This is a genomic window from Pannonibacter sp. XCT-53, from assembly GCF_009915765.1.
GTDB lineage: Bacteria > Pseudomonadota > Alphaproteobacteria > Rhizobiales > Stappiaceae > Pannonibacter > Pannonibacter tanglangensis.
Map to the genome: position 1 here is coordinate 2,460,407 of NZ_JAABLQ010000001.1, position 15,628 is coordinate 2,476,034.

Annotated in this window: 9 protein-coding genes; 3 read left to right on the forward strand and 6 right to left on the reverse strand. The window is 69.5% G+C overall.

Annotated elements, in window-relative coordinates; genetic code table 11:
- Positions 1-97: 97 nt before the first annotated feature.
- Complete coding sequence (locus tag GWI72_RS10975; RefSeq protein WP_161708666.1) at positions 98-1,726, reverse strand: cisplatin damage response ATP-dependent DNA ligase; 1,629 nt, start codon at positions 1,724-1,726, stop codon at positions 98-100.
- Positions 1,727-1,912: 186 nt separating this feature from the next.
- Between GWI72_RS10975 and GWI72_RS10980 the strand changes: the two genes are divergently transcribed.
- Positions 1,913-3,943, forward strand: coding sequence for a DEAD/DEAH box helicase (locus GWI72_RS10980; protein ID WP_161708667.1), 2,031 nt, complete (start codon positions 1,913-1,915; stop codon positions 3,941-3,943).
- Positions 3,944-4,174: 231 nt separating this feature from the next.
- On the opposite strand, the gene GWI72_RS10985 is transcribed toward GWI72_RS10980, so the two are convergent.
- Positions 4,175-4,591, reverse strand: coding sequence for a nuclear transport factor 2 family protein (locus tag GWI72_RS10985; RefSeq protein ID WP_161676272.1), 417 nt, complete (start codon positions 4,589-4,591; stop codon positions 4,175-4,177).
- 106 nt (positions 4,592-4,697) lie between these two features.
- Complete coding sequence (locus GWI72_RS10990; protein ID WP_161708668.1) at positions 4,698-5,714, reverse strand: ligase-associated DNA damage response exonuclease; 1,017 nt, start codon at positions 5,712-5,714, stop codon at positions 4,698-4,700.
- Positions 5,715-5,877: 163 nt separating this feature from the next.
- Here GWI72_RS10990 and GWI72_RS10995 point away from each other — a divergent pair, with 163 nt between their 5' ends.
- Together GWI72_RS10995 and pdeM are read left to right on the forward strand one after the other, a co-directional pair.
- On the forward strand, positions 5,878-8,436 hold the full coding sequence (locus GWI72_RS10995) for a ligase-associated DNA damage response DEXH box helicase (protein ID WP_161708669.1): 2,559 nt from the start codon (positions 5,878-5,880) through the stop codon (positions 8,434-8,436).
- Positions 8,433-9,158, forward strand: a complete 726-nt coding sequence (gene pdeM / locus GWI72_RS11000; RefSeq protein ID WP_161676275.1) for a ligase-associated DNA damage response endonuclease PdeM — start codon at positions 8,433-8,435, stop codon at positions 9,156-9,158. The genes GWI72_RS10995 and pdeM overlap by 4 nt, the downstream gene beginning before the upstream one ends.
- Positions 9,159-9,279: 121 nt before the next feature.
- Here the strand turns inward: pdeM and GWI72_RS11005 are convergent, their stop codons facing one another.
- The 3 genes from GWI72_RS11005 to GWI72_RS11015 all read right to left on the reverse strand — a co-directional run bounded on the left by GWI72_RS11005 (position 9,280) and on the right by GWI72_RS11015 (position 15,441).
- Positions 9,280-10,062, reverse strand: a complete 783-nt coding sequence (locus GWI72_RS11005) for a TIGR02186 family protein (protein WP_161676276.1) — start codon at positions 10,060-10,062, stop codon at positions 9,280-9,282.
- Positions 10,063-10,067: 5 nt separating this feature from the next.
- Positions 10,068-10,988, reverse strand: coding sequence for a TSUP family transporter (locus GWI72_RS11010; RefSeq protein WP_161676277.1), 921 nt, complete (start codon positions 10,986-10,988; stop codon positions 10,068-10,070).
- A gap of 100 nt (positions 10,989-11,088) precedes the next feature.
- Complete coding sequence (locus GWI72_RS11015) at positions 11,089-15,441, reverse strand: peptidoglycan-binding protein (RefSeq protein WP_161708670.1); 4,353 nt, start codon at positions 15,439-15,441, stop codon at positions 11,089-11,091.
- Between the last annotated feature and the right edge of the window lie 187 nt (positions 15,442-15,628).

Sequence of the window (15,628 nt, forward strand, 5' to 3'; positions counted from 1 at the left end):
CCGCCCAGACCGGCTGCGCGGACATGCGGCCCGCTCCCGGCGCCTGCACTGTGGACCGGCGGGCGGCTGCGGGCAAGTCGCACCACCGGGCTGGAAGCTAGGCCCGGGTCGCCGACAAGAGCGCCTCGAGGGTTTCGATCCGGTCCGCCTCGGCCGGCGGCTTGTCCCAGCGCAGCCGGGAGATGCGCGGGAACCGCATGGCCAGTCCGGACTTGTGCCGGCCGGACCTGTTCAGCCCCTCGAAGGCGATTTCCAGAACCAGGCCCCTGTCGGGCGCGCGCGCCACCTCGCGCACCGGGCCGAACCGCCCGACCGTGTGGGTGCGGACGAACCGGTCGATCTGCAGCAGTTCCTCGTCGGTGAAGCCGAAATAGGCCTTGCCGACCGGCACCAGCTCCGAGCCGCGCCAGACGCCGAAGGTGTAGTCGGAGTAGTAGGACGAGCGCTTGCCGTGACCGCGCTGCGCATACATCAGCACGGCGTCGATCAGGAACGGATCACGCTTCCACTTGAACCATTCGCCTTTCGGCCGTCCCGGCACGTAGGGCGAGGCCCTCCGCTTCAGCATCACCCCCTCGACGGCTGCCGCATCGGCCGGCGCAAGGTGGGCGGAGGGTTCCGTCCGCGCCTGGCGCAGATCTTCCCAGGCCTGCATCGAGATGAGCGGCGACAGGTCGATGCGCGGCGACTGCAGCCTGCGCACGAGCGCCTCGAGCCGCGCGCGCCGCGTCGCAAACGGCAAGGGGCGCAGATCCTCGCCCTCCTCCATCAGCAGGTCATAGGCACGAATGCCGACCGGCAGCGCCTGCATCAGCCGGGCATCGGCGGTCTTGCGGTTGAGCCGGCGCTGCAGCTCGGAAAAGGGCTGGACCTCGCCGTCCCGGATGACGAGGAGTTCGCCGTCGATGGCTCCGTCGAAGGTCAGGTCCTCGATCAGGTCGGGAAAGGCGCCGGTGATGTCCTCGCCCGAGCGCGAGTAGAGGCGGCGGCGGATCTGGTCGCCGTCGCGCCCGGCAGCTGCCTGGACGCGGATCCCGTCCCATTTCCACTCCGCGAGGAAGTCTTCCGCCGGCAGGCTGGCCAGATCCCTCTCCTCATCGAGGGGATGGGCCAGCATCGGCGGTCGGAAGGGGGCCGGGTCGCGGGTCACCGGCTTGCCTGCCCGCCCCTCCAGCCAGTCGAACAGCGAGCGGTAGGGCGGCGTCAGCGTGTTCCAGACGTCCTCGATCTCGTCCACCGGCACCGTGCCCAGCCGGGCGAGGGCTGTCTTGGCCAGGCGAGCCGACACGCCGACGCGCAGGCCGCCGGTGACGAGCTTCAGGAGCGCCCAGCGGCCGGATTCATCGAGCGCATCGAGCCAGCCGGCGATGAGGCGCGGTGCCTGGCCCCGGCCGGCGCGCATCAGATCCTCCACGACGCCGGATAGGCCGGGCACCGTGCCACAAGGGGCCGCCGGGGCCGGCCACATCAGCGCGATCGTCTCCGACAGGTCCCCGACGAAGTCATAGGACAGGGCGAAGAGGACCGGGTCGGTCCGCTCCGCCACCAGCGCCTTGAGCAGGGCCGGCTTGGCGGTGCGGATGTCCAGCGTTCCCGTCAGCGCGGCGAGTGCATAGCCCCGGTCGGGATCGGGCGTGCGGGCGAAATAGTCCACCAGCAGCGCCTCCTTGGCATTGCGGGAACTCTCGAAGGCAAGGCTGTCAAGCAAACGGGCGAAGGCATCCATGGCGCAGAGTGTAAGGCGCGGATGCGGCAGGGGAAGGGGAAATGGACCACTCCGGCAACCAAACCCGCAGCTTTGACAGGTCTCGGGTGGACGCCGCGCCCGGATTGACGTATAGGAGCGCTTGATAGTTTTGGCCGGCCCTCGCAGCAGACGCTTGCGCGCCCGCCCTCTTCACGAAAGACACGCATGATCGATACGAACGCCGTCGCCCCGGCGCTTGCCGCCGCTTTGACGAAGCGGGGCTATACCAGCCTCACCCCGGTGCAGGAAACGATCCTGACCGAGGCGCCCGCCGAAGCGGACCTCCTGGTCTCGGCCCAGACCGGTTCCGGCAAGACTGTGGCCTTCGGCCTGGCCCTCGCGCCCACCCTGCTTGGCGACGAGGACCGCATGCCGGAAGCCGGCCTGCCGATGGCACTGGCCATCGCCCCGACGCGCGAACTGGCCCTGCAGGTCAAGGCCGAGCTGACCTGGCTCTACGAGGAAGCCGGCGCGCAGACGGCCTCCTGCGTCGGCGGCATGGATCCGCGCGCGGAACGCCGCGCCCTGGAACGCGGTGCCCATATCGTCGTGGGCACGCCGGGCCGCCTGCGCGACCACATCGAGCGCGGCGCCCTCGATCTCTCCGCCATCCGCGCCATCGTGCTCGACGAGGCCGACGAGATGCTGGACCTCGGCTTCCGCGAAGACCTCGAGTTCATTCTCGATGCGGCCCCGGAAGACCGCCGCACGCTGATGTTCTCCGCCACGGTCCCGAAGCCGATTGCGGACCTCGCGCAGCGCTACCAGAAGAACGCCGTCCGGCTGACGACCATCAATGCCCGCGAACAGCACGTCGATATCGACTATGTGGCGATGCCGGTGGTGCCGAACGAGCGCGAGAACGCCATCATCAACGTGCTGCGCTTCCATGAGGCGCAGAAGGCGATCGTGTTCTGCGCCACCCGCGAGGCCGTCAACCGGCTGACCTCGCGTCTCGGCAACCGCGGCTTCTCTGTCGCGGCCCTGTCGGGCGAGCTGAGCCAAGCCGAGCGCAGCCATGCGCTGCAGGCCATGCGCGACGGCCGCGCCCGCGTCTGCGTCGCCACCGACGTGGCCGCCCGCGGCATCGACCTGCCGAACCTCGACCTCGTGATCCATGCCGATCTGCCGACCGGCAAGGCCGCGCTCCTGCACCGCTCGGGCCGCACCGGCCGCGCCGGCCGCAAGGGCACCAGCGTGCTCATCGTTCCGTTCTCCCGCCGCCGGTCGGCCGAACGCCTGCTCCAGCTTGCCGGCGTGAAGGCGGAATGGCGAGAGGCCCCCTCGGCCAACGCCATCCGCGCGCAGGACAAGGCCCGGCTCCTTGCCGACCCGGTCCTGGCAGAGGCTGCCGAGGAGGAAGATCTGGAGATCGCGCGCGATCTGATGGCGGCCCACGGCGCGGAGCGCATCGCCGCCGCCTTCGTGCGCCTGTACCAGTCGCGTCTGCCGGCGCCCGAAGAGCTGACGGAAGATTCCTACGAATCCCGCGGTGGCCGCGGCGAACGCGGTGATCGCGGTGACCGGGGCGAGGACATGGGCGGCGCCCGTGCCCAGGAGCTGCGCAACAAGTTCGAGGACGGCATCTGGTTCCGCCTGTCGCTGGGCCACAAGCACCGCGCCGATCCGCGCTGGCTTCTGCCGATGATCTGCCGCGCCGGCCATGTCACCAAGAAGGAAGTCGGCGCGATCAAGATCGGCGGCACCGAAACGCTGTTCGAGATCGCCGGCAGCCATGCCGAGAAGTATGCCGAGGTCATCCGCCGCGATGGTTCCGGCGAGCGGGGCGTGAGCATCGAGGTCACGGACCTGCGGGGCGGCCAGACCCCGGCCTTCCGCGAGACCGGACGCGAGGGCGGCGATGGCCGCAGCCGCTATGACAACGCCCGCGAGCGCAATGGCGAGCGCGGCGGCCGTGGCGGCTTCGGCGGTCCGGGCCGCGCCGGTCCCGGCAAGCCGGTGCGTCGCCGCCGCTTCGAGGATGACGAGCCGCGTCCGAACCATCCGGCCTTCGCGCCCATGGCCGAGGCGCCGCTGGAGCGCGGCCCCAAGCGTGGCAAGCGGGGCTTCGAGGGGGACGTTGCCGGCGAAGGCTTTGCCCCGCGCAAGACCAAGCCGGCCTTCAAGGACGGCGGCTTCAAGAAGCCCGGCAAGGCTGCGGCCGGTCCGAAGAAGAGCAAGAAACGCGAAGGGTGACGCCCCGGGGGCCACGCCCCTGAAGCCTCCCGCAGACACGGCGATGCCCGGTCCTGGACCGGGCATTTTCATGTCTCGTGCCGGACCGGAGGGTCGTGCGCTGCAGACAACAGCCAGGGCGCACCCAGGGCGACGCGGTCATGCGACCGCTGTCCGGCGATATTGTCGGGGGGGGGGGGCTATCAGGCGGGTACTGTCACGCGAGGACTGCCAGATGGGCCCTGTCAGGCGTCACTGCTCGTTGACGATCATGGCGATGCGCCACATGTCGCCGTCGAAGACGAGATGGTAGTGGCAGGTAAACTCGAAGATGCTCTCGCCGTCGGCGCTTTCCTGCCGCCAGTCGAGCGTGACGAGGGCCGTCGTGCCCGAGATGTGGGCGGACACCACGTCGAATTCGGAGAAGGACACATCCTCCTTGTCGAGCGCCTCGATCAGCGTCTCGATGTTCTCCGCCAGGTCTTCCTCGTCGTCGAAGACATAGCCCTTGTCCATCTGCCAGATGGTGGCCGGCAGGGCGAAACAGTCGATGATCGCGTCGGCGTCCGCGTCGTTGAAGCCGGCCAGATAGTCCTCGAACAGGGCCGCGATGCCCTCCTCGAGAGCCACGGTGTCATCGGCGGGTTCGGGGGAGCGGTCGTCTGCCATGGTCCTGTCCTGCGCTGTCTTCCGGGATCGGCAACGGGACACGGCCCGGCCGTGCGACCGTTCGGCCAAGTGGCACTTTGCCCTCGGGCCCGGCCGGGCTGGCCGCTCAATCCTGTGCCGGAGAAGAATCAGCCTCCTCTTCCCCGTAGCCGATCATATGAAGAGGCTGCGCATTCCGTCCAACGGTTTCGCACCAGTGGCACAGGGCCTCCTCGGCGCCGTGGGTCACCCAGACGGTCGAGGCCCCGGTTTCCGTGACGGTCCGGCAGAGATCCGGCCAGTCGACATGGTCCGACACGATCAGCGGCAGGGACACGCCGCGCTGCCGGGCCCGGGCGCGGACCCGCATCCAGCCCGAGGCCACGGCCGTGACAGGGTCGGCGAAGCGGCGCGCCCAGCGGCCGGCCAGATCGCCCGGCGGGCAGATGACGAGTTCGCCCGCGAGATCCTTGCCGCGCGGTCCGACCGGCGCCACGGGCCCGAGCGCCACGCCACGCGAGATGTAGTAGGCGGTGACCTTCTCCAGCGCCCCGTGCAGGTAGATGGTGCGATCATAGCCGCAGCGGCGCAGTTCGGCGATGAGACGTTGCGCCTTGCCGAGCGAGTAGGCCCCGACGAGATGGGTCCGCTCCGGAAACAGGGCCATGGAGGCGAGGAGGCGGGCCAGTTCGCCGGCAATCGGCGGATGCCGGAACACCGGCAGGCCGAAGGTCGCCTCCGTGACGAAGGTGTCGCAGGGCACAAGCTCGAAGGGCGCACAGGTCGGGTCTTCCTGGCGCTTGTAGTCACCGGACACGACCGCCCGTTCGCCCGGGGCCTCGATCACCACCTGGGCCGAGCCCAGCACATGCCCGGCCGGGACAAGCCGCAGGTGGATGCCGTCGAGGGTCAGGGCCTCGCCATAGGCCAGCGGCTGCGTTGTCCCGGCGAATCCCGCGCCGAGCCGCAGCGCCATGATGTCCAGCGTTTCGCGGGTTGCCAGCACCGCGCCATGTCCCGGACGGGCGTGGTCGGAATGGGCGTGGGTGATCACGGCCCGGGCCACCGGACGCAAGGGGTCGATGTGGACACCGGCGGCCGGGCAATAGAGACCCTCCGGGGTCTGGATCAGCAAGGTCGACATGGCGGGTAGGATAGGCCGCGCGGCGGGAATTGCCAGAGTGCAGCCATGCGTGCAGCCGCGAGTGCAGCCGCGAGTGCAGCCGCAAGGGGCACAGGCATGCCGTTAGCCTTGCGACGGGATCGCCCCTACCCTTTCCCGGCGCGCGCGCCTACATTCGCCGCCCATGACCGATGCCGACGCCCCGTCCCCGCTGCCTGACCGCTTCCATGCCTGGTTCGCCCGGCGCGGCTGGACACCGCGCGCGCATCAGCTTGCCCTGATCCGCAACCTGTCGGCCGGCCGGTCCACGCTGCTGATTGCGCCGACCGGTGCGGGCAAGACCCTTGCCGGCTTCCTGCCAAGCCTGATCGAGATCGCCGGCGCGACGCGGGCGAAGCCCGGCCAGGCCCGGTCGGGCACCCGGGCGCGGGAGACAGGACAGGCAAGCAGCGGCGGCGGCGTGCACACGCTCTACATCTCCCCGCTGAAGGCGCTCGCCGTCGACATCGCCCGCAATCTCGAGATGCCGGTCGCCGAGATGGGGCTCGACATCCGCATCGAGACGCGGACAGGCGACACGCCGACACACAAGCGCCAGCGCCAGAAGACGGCACCGCCCGACATCCTGCTGACAACGCCCGAGCAGATCGCGCTGCTGCTGTCGGATCCCGGCGGCATGGCGATGCTGTCCGGCGTCCGGACGGTGATCCTCGACGAGCTGCATGCGCTCGTGACCTCCAAGCGCGGCGATCTTCTGGCTCTCGGCCTTGCCCGGCTGCGGCGGCTCTCGCCGGAGCTGCGGATGATCGGCCTGTCGGCGACCGTCGCCGAACCGGACGACCTCAGGGCCTTCCTGTCGCCGCAGGACGACCCAGGGGAGCGTCGCCTGTGCGATCTCGTCACCGTGACGGGAGGGGCGGCGCCCGATGTGAGCATCCTGCAGTCGGACGAGCGCGTTCCCTGGTCAGGCCATTCGGCCCGCTACGCGCTGTCGGAGGTCTATGCCCTGGTCAAGGCGCACCGCGTCACGCTGATCTTCGTCAACACGCGCTCCCAGGCCGAGACGGTGTTCCAGGATCTCTGGAAGATCAACGAGGACACGCTGCCCATCGCCCTGCATCACGGCTCGCTCGACGTGGCGCAGCGGCGGAAGGTCGAGGCCGCGATGGCGGCCGGGCAGCTCAGGGCCATCGTGGCGACATCGTCGCTCGACATGGGCATCGACTGGGGCGACATCGACCTCGTGATCAACATCGGCGCACCGAAGGGGGCAAGCCGGCTTGCGCAGCGCATCGGGCGCGCCAACCACCGGATGGACGAGCCGTCGAAGGCCGTGCTGGTGCCGGCCAACCGGTTCGAGGTGCTGGAATGCCGGGCGGCGCTGGAGGCATCGGTCTCGGGCGGACAGGACACGCCGCGCCTGCGCCGCGGGGCGCTCGACGTGCTGGCCCAGCATGTGCTCGGCATGGCCTGTGCCGAGCCGTTTCACCCCGACGCGCTGTTTGCCGAGATCACGGCCTCGCAGACCTACCGCCATCTCGACCGGGCAACCTTCGACCGGATCGTGGATTTCGTGGCGACAGGCGGCTATGCGCTGCGCAGCTACGACCGCTATGCCAAGCTGAAGCAGGGCCCGGACGGCCTGTTCCGGATCGCCAACCCGAAGATCGCGCAGCAGTACCGGCTGAATGTCGGCACCATCGTCGAGGCGCCGATGCTGAAGGTGCGCCAGGTGCGCAGCAAGGCGGAAGGGCGCAAGACGCCGCTCGGCCGCGGCGGTCGCGTGCTGGGGGAGATCGAGGAGTGGTTCGTGGAGCAGCTGACCCCGGGCGACACGTTCCTGTTTGCCGGTGAGGTGCTGCGCTTCGAGGCCATCCTCGAGAACGAGGCCTATGTCTCCCGGGCAAGATCGCAGAACCCCATGATCCCGTCCTACCAGGGCGGCAAGTTTCCTCTCTCGACCTATCTGGCCGACGGGGTGCGGCGGCTGATCGCCGAGCCCGCCCGCTGGCCGCATCTGCCGGACCAGGTGCGGGAGTGGCTGGAGCTGCAGCGGGTCAAGTCCGTGCTGCCGCGGCATGACGGCCTGCTGGTCGAGACCTTTCCGCGCGCCGACAAGCATTATCTGGTCTGCTACCCGTTCGAGGGGCGGCTGGCGCACCAGACCCTCGGGATGCTGCTGACCCGCCGTCTGGAACGGCTCGGAGCCCGACCGATGGGCTTCGTCGCCAACGACTATGCCCTGTCGATCTGGGGGCTCGGCGATCTGTCGCTCATGATCCGGACCGGCCGGATCCCGCTCGACGGCCTGTTCGAGGAAGACCTGCTGGGGGACGATCTCGATGCCTGGCTGGCGGAATCCCATCTCATGAAACGCACGTTCCGCTACTGCGCGGTCATCGCCGGCCTCATCGAGCGCCGGCACCCGGGCCAGGAAAAGAACGGCCGCCAGATCACCGTCTCGTCGGACCTCATCTACGACGTGCTGCGCCAGCACGAACCCGATCACATCCTGCTCAAGGCCACCTGGAACGACGCTGCGGAAGGACTTCTGGATATCTCCAGGTTGGGAGAACTTCTGGCAAGGATCAGAGGTCGAATCACGCATACTCCCCTCGACCGCGTGTCCCCTCTGGCCGTACCAGTCCTGCTGGAGATCGGGCGTGAACCGGTCTATGGCGAGGCCCAGGACGCGATCCTGGCCGAGGCGGCGGATGACCTGATCGGGGAGGCTCTGGCATGACGGCGCTGCGGAATGCGGGACAGTTTCGGCGGATAGCTCCGGTGTGCCACGACATCGCCGTCAACGGGACGCTGCTCGGCCTGCATGACAGCGGCGTGGTCTGGTGGCCGGACCAGCAGACGCTGATCGTCGCCGACCTGCACCTCGAGAAGGGCTCCTCCTTTGCCCGGCGTGGCGTGCTGCTGCCGCCCTATGACACGGCCGCGACGCTGGAACGGCTTGCGCTCGTCATCGATGCCTTCGATCCGGCGCGCGTGATCGCGCTTGGCGACAGCTTTCACGACGCGGAGGGCTCCGACCGGTTGCCGGCCCCGTATCGCGCCTTCCTGACCACGCTGCAGCTCAACCGGGAATGGATCTGGGTGACCGGCAATCATGACCCGGTCGCGCCGGTGCGGCTGTGCGGCGAATGCGTCGACGAGATGCAGCTCGGCGACCTGACCTTCCGGCACGAGCCGCGCGAGGGAGGCCAGCCCGGCGAAGTGGCCGGCCATCTCCACCCGGCCGCCAAGGTGCGCCGCTATGGCCGCTCGATCCGCCGCCCCTGCTTTGCCACCGACGGAAACCGTCTGGTCCTGCCGGCCTTCGGCGCGCTGACCGGTGGCCTCAACGTGATGGACCAGGCGTTTGCAGGTGTCTTCCCGCCGCGCACCTTCTCCGCCTTCCTGCTCGGCAGCGACAGGCTCTATCCCTTCACCGCCTCGAAACTGGTCGGCGACTGACCACCCGCACCGGGACATGGAACCCGGACGCGCCACGCCGTGCAACGGTTCGGGCGACGCACCGGCCTGACAGCTCCCGCCGGGTCGATCTCGCCGGTCGCAAGCGTCAGTCCGTCCCGCATCAGTCCTTGCGGAAGATCACGCCGGCGAGCCAGCCGGTGAAGATGGCGATGACGACGGCGAGGATGCCGTAGAGCGTCGGCCGTTCGTGGGCCAGGTCAAAGGCCATCTGCTCGAAGCCGGTCTTGGCCACGGTGAGGCTTTTCTGCTGGCTGGCCAGCATCGCCCCGCCGTTCATCAGGAAGGTCTCCACGGTGTACTCCCCGACCGGTGTCGTGGCCGGCAGGGCCACGGTCGTCCGGAACAGGGTCTCGGAGAGGAACTCGACCTTGCCGGTCTGCTCCAGATAGTCGCCGTGCTGGCGGCGCAGGCGCAGGAAGGCATCGCGGAAGTCGTCGCGCTCGGAGAGCGGCACATCGGACTGGGGGCTGATCGGCAGGTTGAGGTAGTTGATGCCGATGCCGTATTTCTCCAGCATGCGGCGTGCGCCCATCTCGGTCGGCGTCCGGGTCGAGGAGAGCACGTAGAACGAGGGCACCGCGTAGAAGGTTTCCGCCTCGCGGTTGACCCAGAGGCCGAGGAACCGCTCCTTGCGGCGGGTGGTGACAACCTGATCCGGCCCGCGCACGACGACGGCAAGATCATAGGCCCCGGAGCGCGTGACGGTCTGGGCGTCGCGGCCGATCTGCCCGAAGACCACGATCTCGGCGCCGGTGAAGTTGGATTCAATCAGCACCCTGTCCGATGACAGCGCCGTGGTCAGCAGCTCTGCCCTCGCCTCCGGCGGCGGCACCAGGGCGGCGGCAAGGCCGGCGGCGAGCAGGGCAGCGAGGCGGACGCACATCGGCCTCACCCTCCCCTGACCGCAACGGAGAAGAACTCGCCCGGCGTGACCAGAAGGCCGACCGCGAAACGCACGCCGACCGACAGGACGAGCAACGCCAGCAGCAGGCGCAGCTGGTCGCCACGCAGCTTCTGGCCCATGCGGGCTCCGAACTGGGCGCCGATGACCCCGCCGACCATGAGGATCAGCGCCAGCACGATGTCGATGGTCTGGGTCGTGCTCGCATGCAGGATCGTGGCGGCCGCCATCGTGAAGAGGGTCTGCATCAGCGTCGTGCCGATGACGATGCCCGTCGGCATGCGCAGCAGGTAGATCAGCGCGGGCACCATCATGAAGCCGCCGCCAATGCCGAGCACCGTCCCCATGAAGCCGATCCCGGCTCCCAGGACAAGGATCGGAATGATGCTGACGTAAAGCTTCGACTGGCGGAAGCGCATCTTGAACGGCAGGCCGTGGATCCAGCTGTGCTGGCCGGGCAGCCGCGCCGGACGGGTGTTGCCCTGGCGACGTCGGCGGATGGCGCCGACCGATTCCACCAGCATCAGCGTGCCGATGGCACTTAGGAAGGTGACGTAGGACAGCGAGATGACGACGTCGAGCTGGCCGACATTCTTCAGCATCTCGAACAGGCGGGCGCCGGCGGCCGAGCCGACGATGCCGGCCAGCAGCAGCACGACCGCCATCTTGATGTCGATGGCGTTGCGCCGCCAGTAGGCGAGCACGCCGGACGCGGAGGAGGCGACGATCTGCGTCGTCACCGTGGCCACGGCGACGGCCGGCGGAATGCCGGAAAAGATCAGCAGGGGCGTCAGCAGGAACCCGCCGCCAATCCCGAACAGGCCCGACAGGAAGCCCACGGCACCGCCCATGCCGAAGATCACAAACATGTTCACCGAGATTTCGGCGATGGGCAGGTAGATCTGCACGGGCTCGCACCGTCCTGGAGGGCAGCCAAGCGGGCCGCCCGATACAAGATGCTAGAAGGGCCGCTTTCGCGGCCCTGTCAACCTCTGACGGTCCGCCCGCTCAGATCGAGCGGCCGAGCAGCGCCTTCACCAGCTCCGGCGTGACCTCGCCGGTAACTGGCAGGTTCGCGCTGCGCTGGAAGTTCTCGATCGCCTGACGGGTCTTCGGACCCATCTGGCCATCGACCGAACCGGGATCGAAGCCAAGCGTCTTCAGGAGACCCTGGGCCTGCTGGACCATGTCGGCGCCCTGAAGAACGGAGGCGTTCGTCGCGGGGACGGCGGCAGCATGATCCCAGGCCGGGTTGAGCACGACCGTGTTGGCCTTCGGATCCGGCTCGATCAGCTTGAAGGTCTCCACCGCCAGACGGCCGGCCGCAAGCTGGTTGGCGTCCATCATGTTGGCGATGTCGTCGCGCTTCTTGGCAGCCTCGCCGTCGCCCTGCTTGGCGGCAATGGCGAACCACTTGTAGCTCTCCGGCAGGTCCTTCGGCACGCCGAGGCCACGGGCATGCAGGATGCCCAGGTTGAAGAGGCTGTCCGGCACGCCATGCTCGGCGGCCGACTTGAACCAGCGGGCGGCCTCGGTGAAGTTCGGCGCGCCCTCTGCCCCCTCGGCATAGAGCACCGCAAGATTGTGCATGGCCTTGGCATTGCCGGCTTCGGCCGCCTTCACGTACCACTCGCGGGCCCGGGCGAGATCCTTCGGGACCCCGCGGCCCTTTTCGTAAAGGCTGGCGAGACGGTACTGCGCCGGAGCGAGACCCTTCTGCGCGGCCTTCTCATACCACTTGGCGGCTTCGGCCAGATCCGGCTCGACGCCCTTGCCCTCGGTGTAGTTGACACCGATCTGGAACTCCGCCGTCGGATCCCCGGCGGCGGCGGCGCTGCGCAAGGCCATCGGACCGACCGCCTCGGGCGGCAGGTTGTCCAGCGTCGCCCCGGGCGCGACCGGCGTGACCGGATTCGGCTGCAGCGAGCTCGGCGCGGAGGCGAGCGTCGTGGCGCTGCCCGGAACGGCGGGCTGGGCCCCGTTGACGAAAGGCGTGTCGCCGAACTTGCCGGAAATGGCCGGCGGGGCAAAGGCGACGGCGGGCGGAACGCTGTCGGCCGGCTGCGGCGGGATCAGCGACATCGGCGCGTTGCCTGCGAGGCTGCCCGGCGTCAGCGGCACGTCCGGACCTTGTCCGGCCGCCTCCGGAATGACCGGAGCGGTGGTCGCGACATCCTGGCCCGACGGCGCAGCGCCGTTGGCCGGCGCGGTCTCGACCACGTCCTTCTCGTCCAGCTCGAGCACCGGCTGGGTGGTTGCGGCGCCATCGGCCGTCTCGGCGACGGCGGGGGTCTCGCCCTCGACCGCGTCAAGCTGCGCGGTGGTGTCGTCGCCGCCGGAGGCGAGACGGAACACCTGCAGGGTGCCGATGGCCAGAACGACGGCGGCGGCGGCGAGCAGGATGGCGCGCTTGCGGCCACCGCTCAGCAGGCTGCTCCCCGCCTCTTCCGGAGCCGGACGGTCGTCCTGCGTGACGGCGGAGACCTCTTCGGCGGCCGGCTTGGCCTTGCGGGCCGGCTTGACCTCCTGCTCGGCGCCCAGTTCAAGGGCCTCGTCCCGGGCGGGCTTGCCGCGTCCCAGGGCGCGGCGGAGCCAGCTGGCATCGGCGCCGGCGTCCTTGGCCACCTTGCCTTCTTCGGCGCGGGCCTGCTGCACTTCGGCGGAGGCGGCCTGAGCGGCGCGACGGGCGGCGGCGATGAAATCGGCCTTGCGGTCGCGGGTGCGGTCGCGCGGGCGCTCGCCACGGGCATCCCCCCGGGGGTCGGCGCGGGTTTCGGCCCTGTTGTCCGCACGCGGGTCCGCAGCGCTCAGCGGCAGGCCCGGCAACGGGGCCCGGCCACGCGGCTCGTCCGGCATCGGATCTGCGGCAGGACGCGACGCGGCAGCCCGGGCAGGTCCGGAGCGCTCCAGCGAATCAAGCCGATCGGTAATGCCGGTCAGGATCGACTGGACACCCTCGAAGGTGTTGCGCGTGCGCGCCTCGGTGCCCTGGGCCGCGTCGAGAAGCCGCTTGAGGTCATCGCGCAGGCTGCCGATGGCATCGTCATACTCGCGGGTGTCGGGAGCCTGGTCACGCACGGCCCGACGGGCTGCCTGTTCGGCGACATCGACGACCTCGGCGCGGGTCGCGCGGAGCCCGTCCTCGATGCGCAGCAGCGCCTGCTCGATGCCGTCGACGCCCGACAGGCGGCTTTCGGCCACCTCGAGCTGGTCGGCAAGGGCGCCGATCTTGTCGGAGATGGCGTCCAGCCGGCTGTCGTCGATGCTCTCGCCATTGCGGCTCACCGCCTCGGCCAGGTCGCTGATCTTGCGTTCCAGCGCGACGACGGCGGGCGCCGGCATCTGGACGGCGACGCGCATGTCGGCGATCTCGCGCCGCAGCGCGTCGATGTCGGCATTGGTCACATGGTCGCGCGGCTCGGCCAGGCGACGCGACAGGTCGGTGACCTGACGCTCAAGCTGCGACAGCAGCTCCGCCTCAAGGCCTGCACCTTCCCCCAGTTCGACCGCAATCGGACGCGCGGCGCGCTCCTCGAGCGACTCGATCTTGCTGTGGATGCCCTTGAGCCGGCTTTCGAGCCCGGCAAAGGCCGCATCGAAGGCCGGCTGCGGACCCTTGGTGTGTTCCATGGCCGACAGGCGGTCCATGATCTCGTCAAGGCGGCTGTCGACCTTGCCGAAGCGCGCCTCGTCCTCTTCCGGATTGCAGCGGCTGCGCGACAGCATGCCGAAGATCTCTTCCAGCCGGCCATTGAGGCGGTCGAGGCTGTCGGCATCGGGCAGACGCTCTTCCATGGCACTGATGCGGCTGTCGAGGCCGCGCTGCTCGCGCGCCAGCATCTCCAGCTCGTCCAGCCGGTCGGCGACGAAGCGCATGCGGTCGTCGATAGCCCCGATCACACCGTTGAGGTTGACCTGCTCGACGATGCGGCGGACGTCCTTCAGCTCCTGGCGCAGCGGTTCCACATCGAGGCGCGAGTGGGCCCGCAGCAGGCTTTCCACGCGGTCCGAGATATCGCCGATGCGGCTTTCCAGCACGATCAGGTGCTCGGAGCGCGGCAGGGCCTGCAGGCCGTCCTCGATCTCGACAAGACGGACGGCCAGGTTCTTGACCGCGCGCGGATCGACGGACGACCGCGACAGCTCGTCGAGGCGCTGAACGATGTGGGCGTAGCCGGATTCCAGCGTCTTCAGCGTGCCGTCGACGTTGGAATGGCTGACCAGGTTGCGCAGGTCTGCGATCTCGGCGCGCAGCTCGCGCGCCTGACGGTCGTCACCACGGTCGGCCCTGAGCCGCTCGACCATGTCCGCCAGCCGCCGCATCTCCTGCCGGTCCCGGTCATCCCGGCTCCGGTCGGGCCAGGCCTGCAGCGTGTCGCGCAGGGCGCCGATCTCGCGGCGGACGACGTCCAGCGTTTCTTCCTGCGGCTTGCGCAGCGCGTCGATGCGGCGGGACAGGTCCTTGTAGAGCTGGCGGGAGGCGAGGTCAGGCTGGCGCGGCCGGCGGGGGCGCGGACGGGGATCGGCATAGCCGTCGTCCAGAGCCTCGAGATCCGCGTCGGCCAGCCGGTCGAGCGCGTCGCGGCGGGAGCGCACGTCATCGGCAGCGCGCCGGTAATCGTCCTCGCCACCGGCCCGGCGACGCGACGGGCGCGTCGCACGAGAGCGATCACGATCGCGATCATCCTCCTCAGCGACACGGCTGCGCAGGGGGCGGGCATAGTCGTCCACATGGCGCTCGGCGGCCGAGCGGGCCGGTGCGGCGCGCTCCGTCCGGCGCCGCGACGGAGCGTAGTCGGCGGCCTCGTCCTCCCGGGCATAGGGATCGGCCGCACGGCGGCCCGCAGGCCGACGCGGCTCGTCCTCATAGCGGTCACGGTCGCGCGGGTCCGGATGACGCTCCGAAATGGCGCCGACACGCTGGTCGAGGCGCTCCAGCGCCTCCATGACGGCGCCAACCCGGGTCCCGCGCGCCGGCGCGGGCCGACGCAGGTCCTCGTCCCGGTCGTAGCCCTGGTCGTAGGTCTGGTCGTCGTCGCGGTCATCCGCGCGGCTCTCTCCCCGGCCGCGGGTGCGCTCGGGGATCCGGTCGCGCTTGCGCGCCCGCTGACGGTCGCCCATCAGGCGGTCGAGTTCGTCGGCAACGGCGTCCAGTTCGTGGCCGGCATCGTCGCGGGCATAGTCGCGGCCGTAGCCGGGTGCAGCAGTCGCCGTGCGGGTCAGCCGTTCGACGCGGTCGCGCGGATGCTCCCGGTGGGGCGCGCGTGCCGAGGGCTGATAGTCGTCATCCTCGTAGCCCTCGTCGCGGCCGTAAGGATCGTAATCCTCGCCGTAACGACGGCCTCGCCCGCCACGCGACATCTCATCGCCGCCGCTTCCTGCTCTGCGGATATTCCAAGACGACATGGGCTGGACCTGGACTTGCGGTCGTTCTGACCTTTGACAATGAACTTGCGAGCTGCGCGGTCCCGGGACGCAAAAAACAAAATGGCACCGAAGCAATGGCTGAATCTTTGTCGCGGTAGGGTAAACAGCACGTTAATTCCGG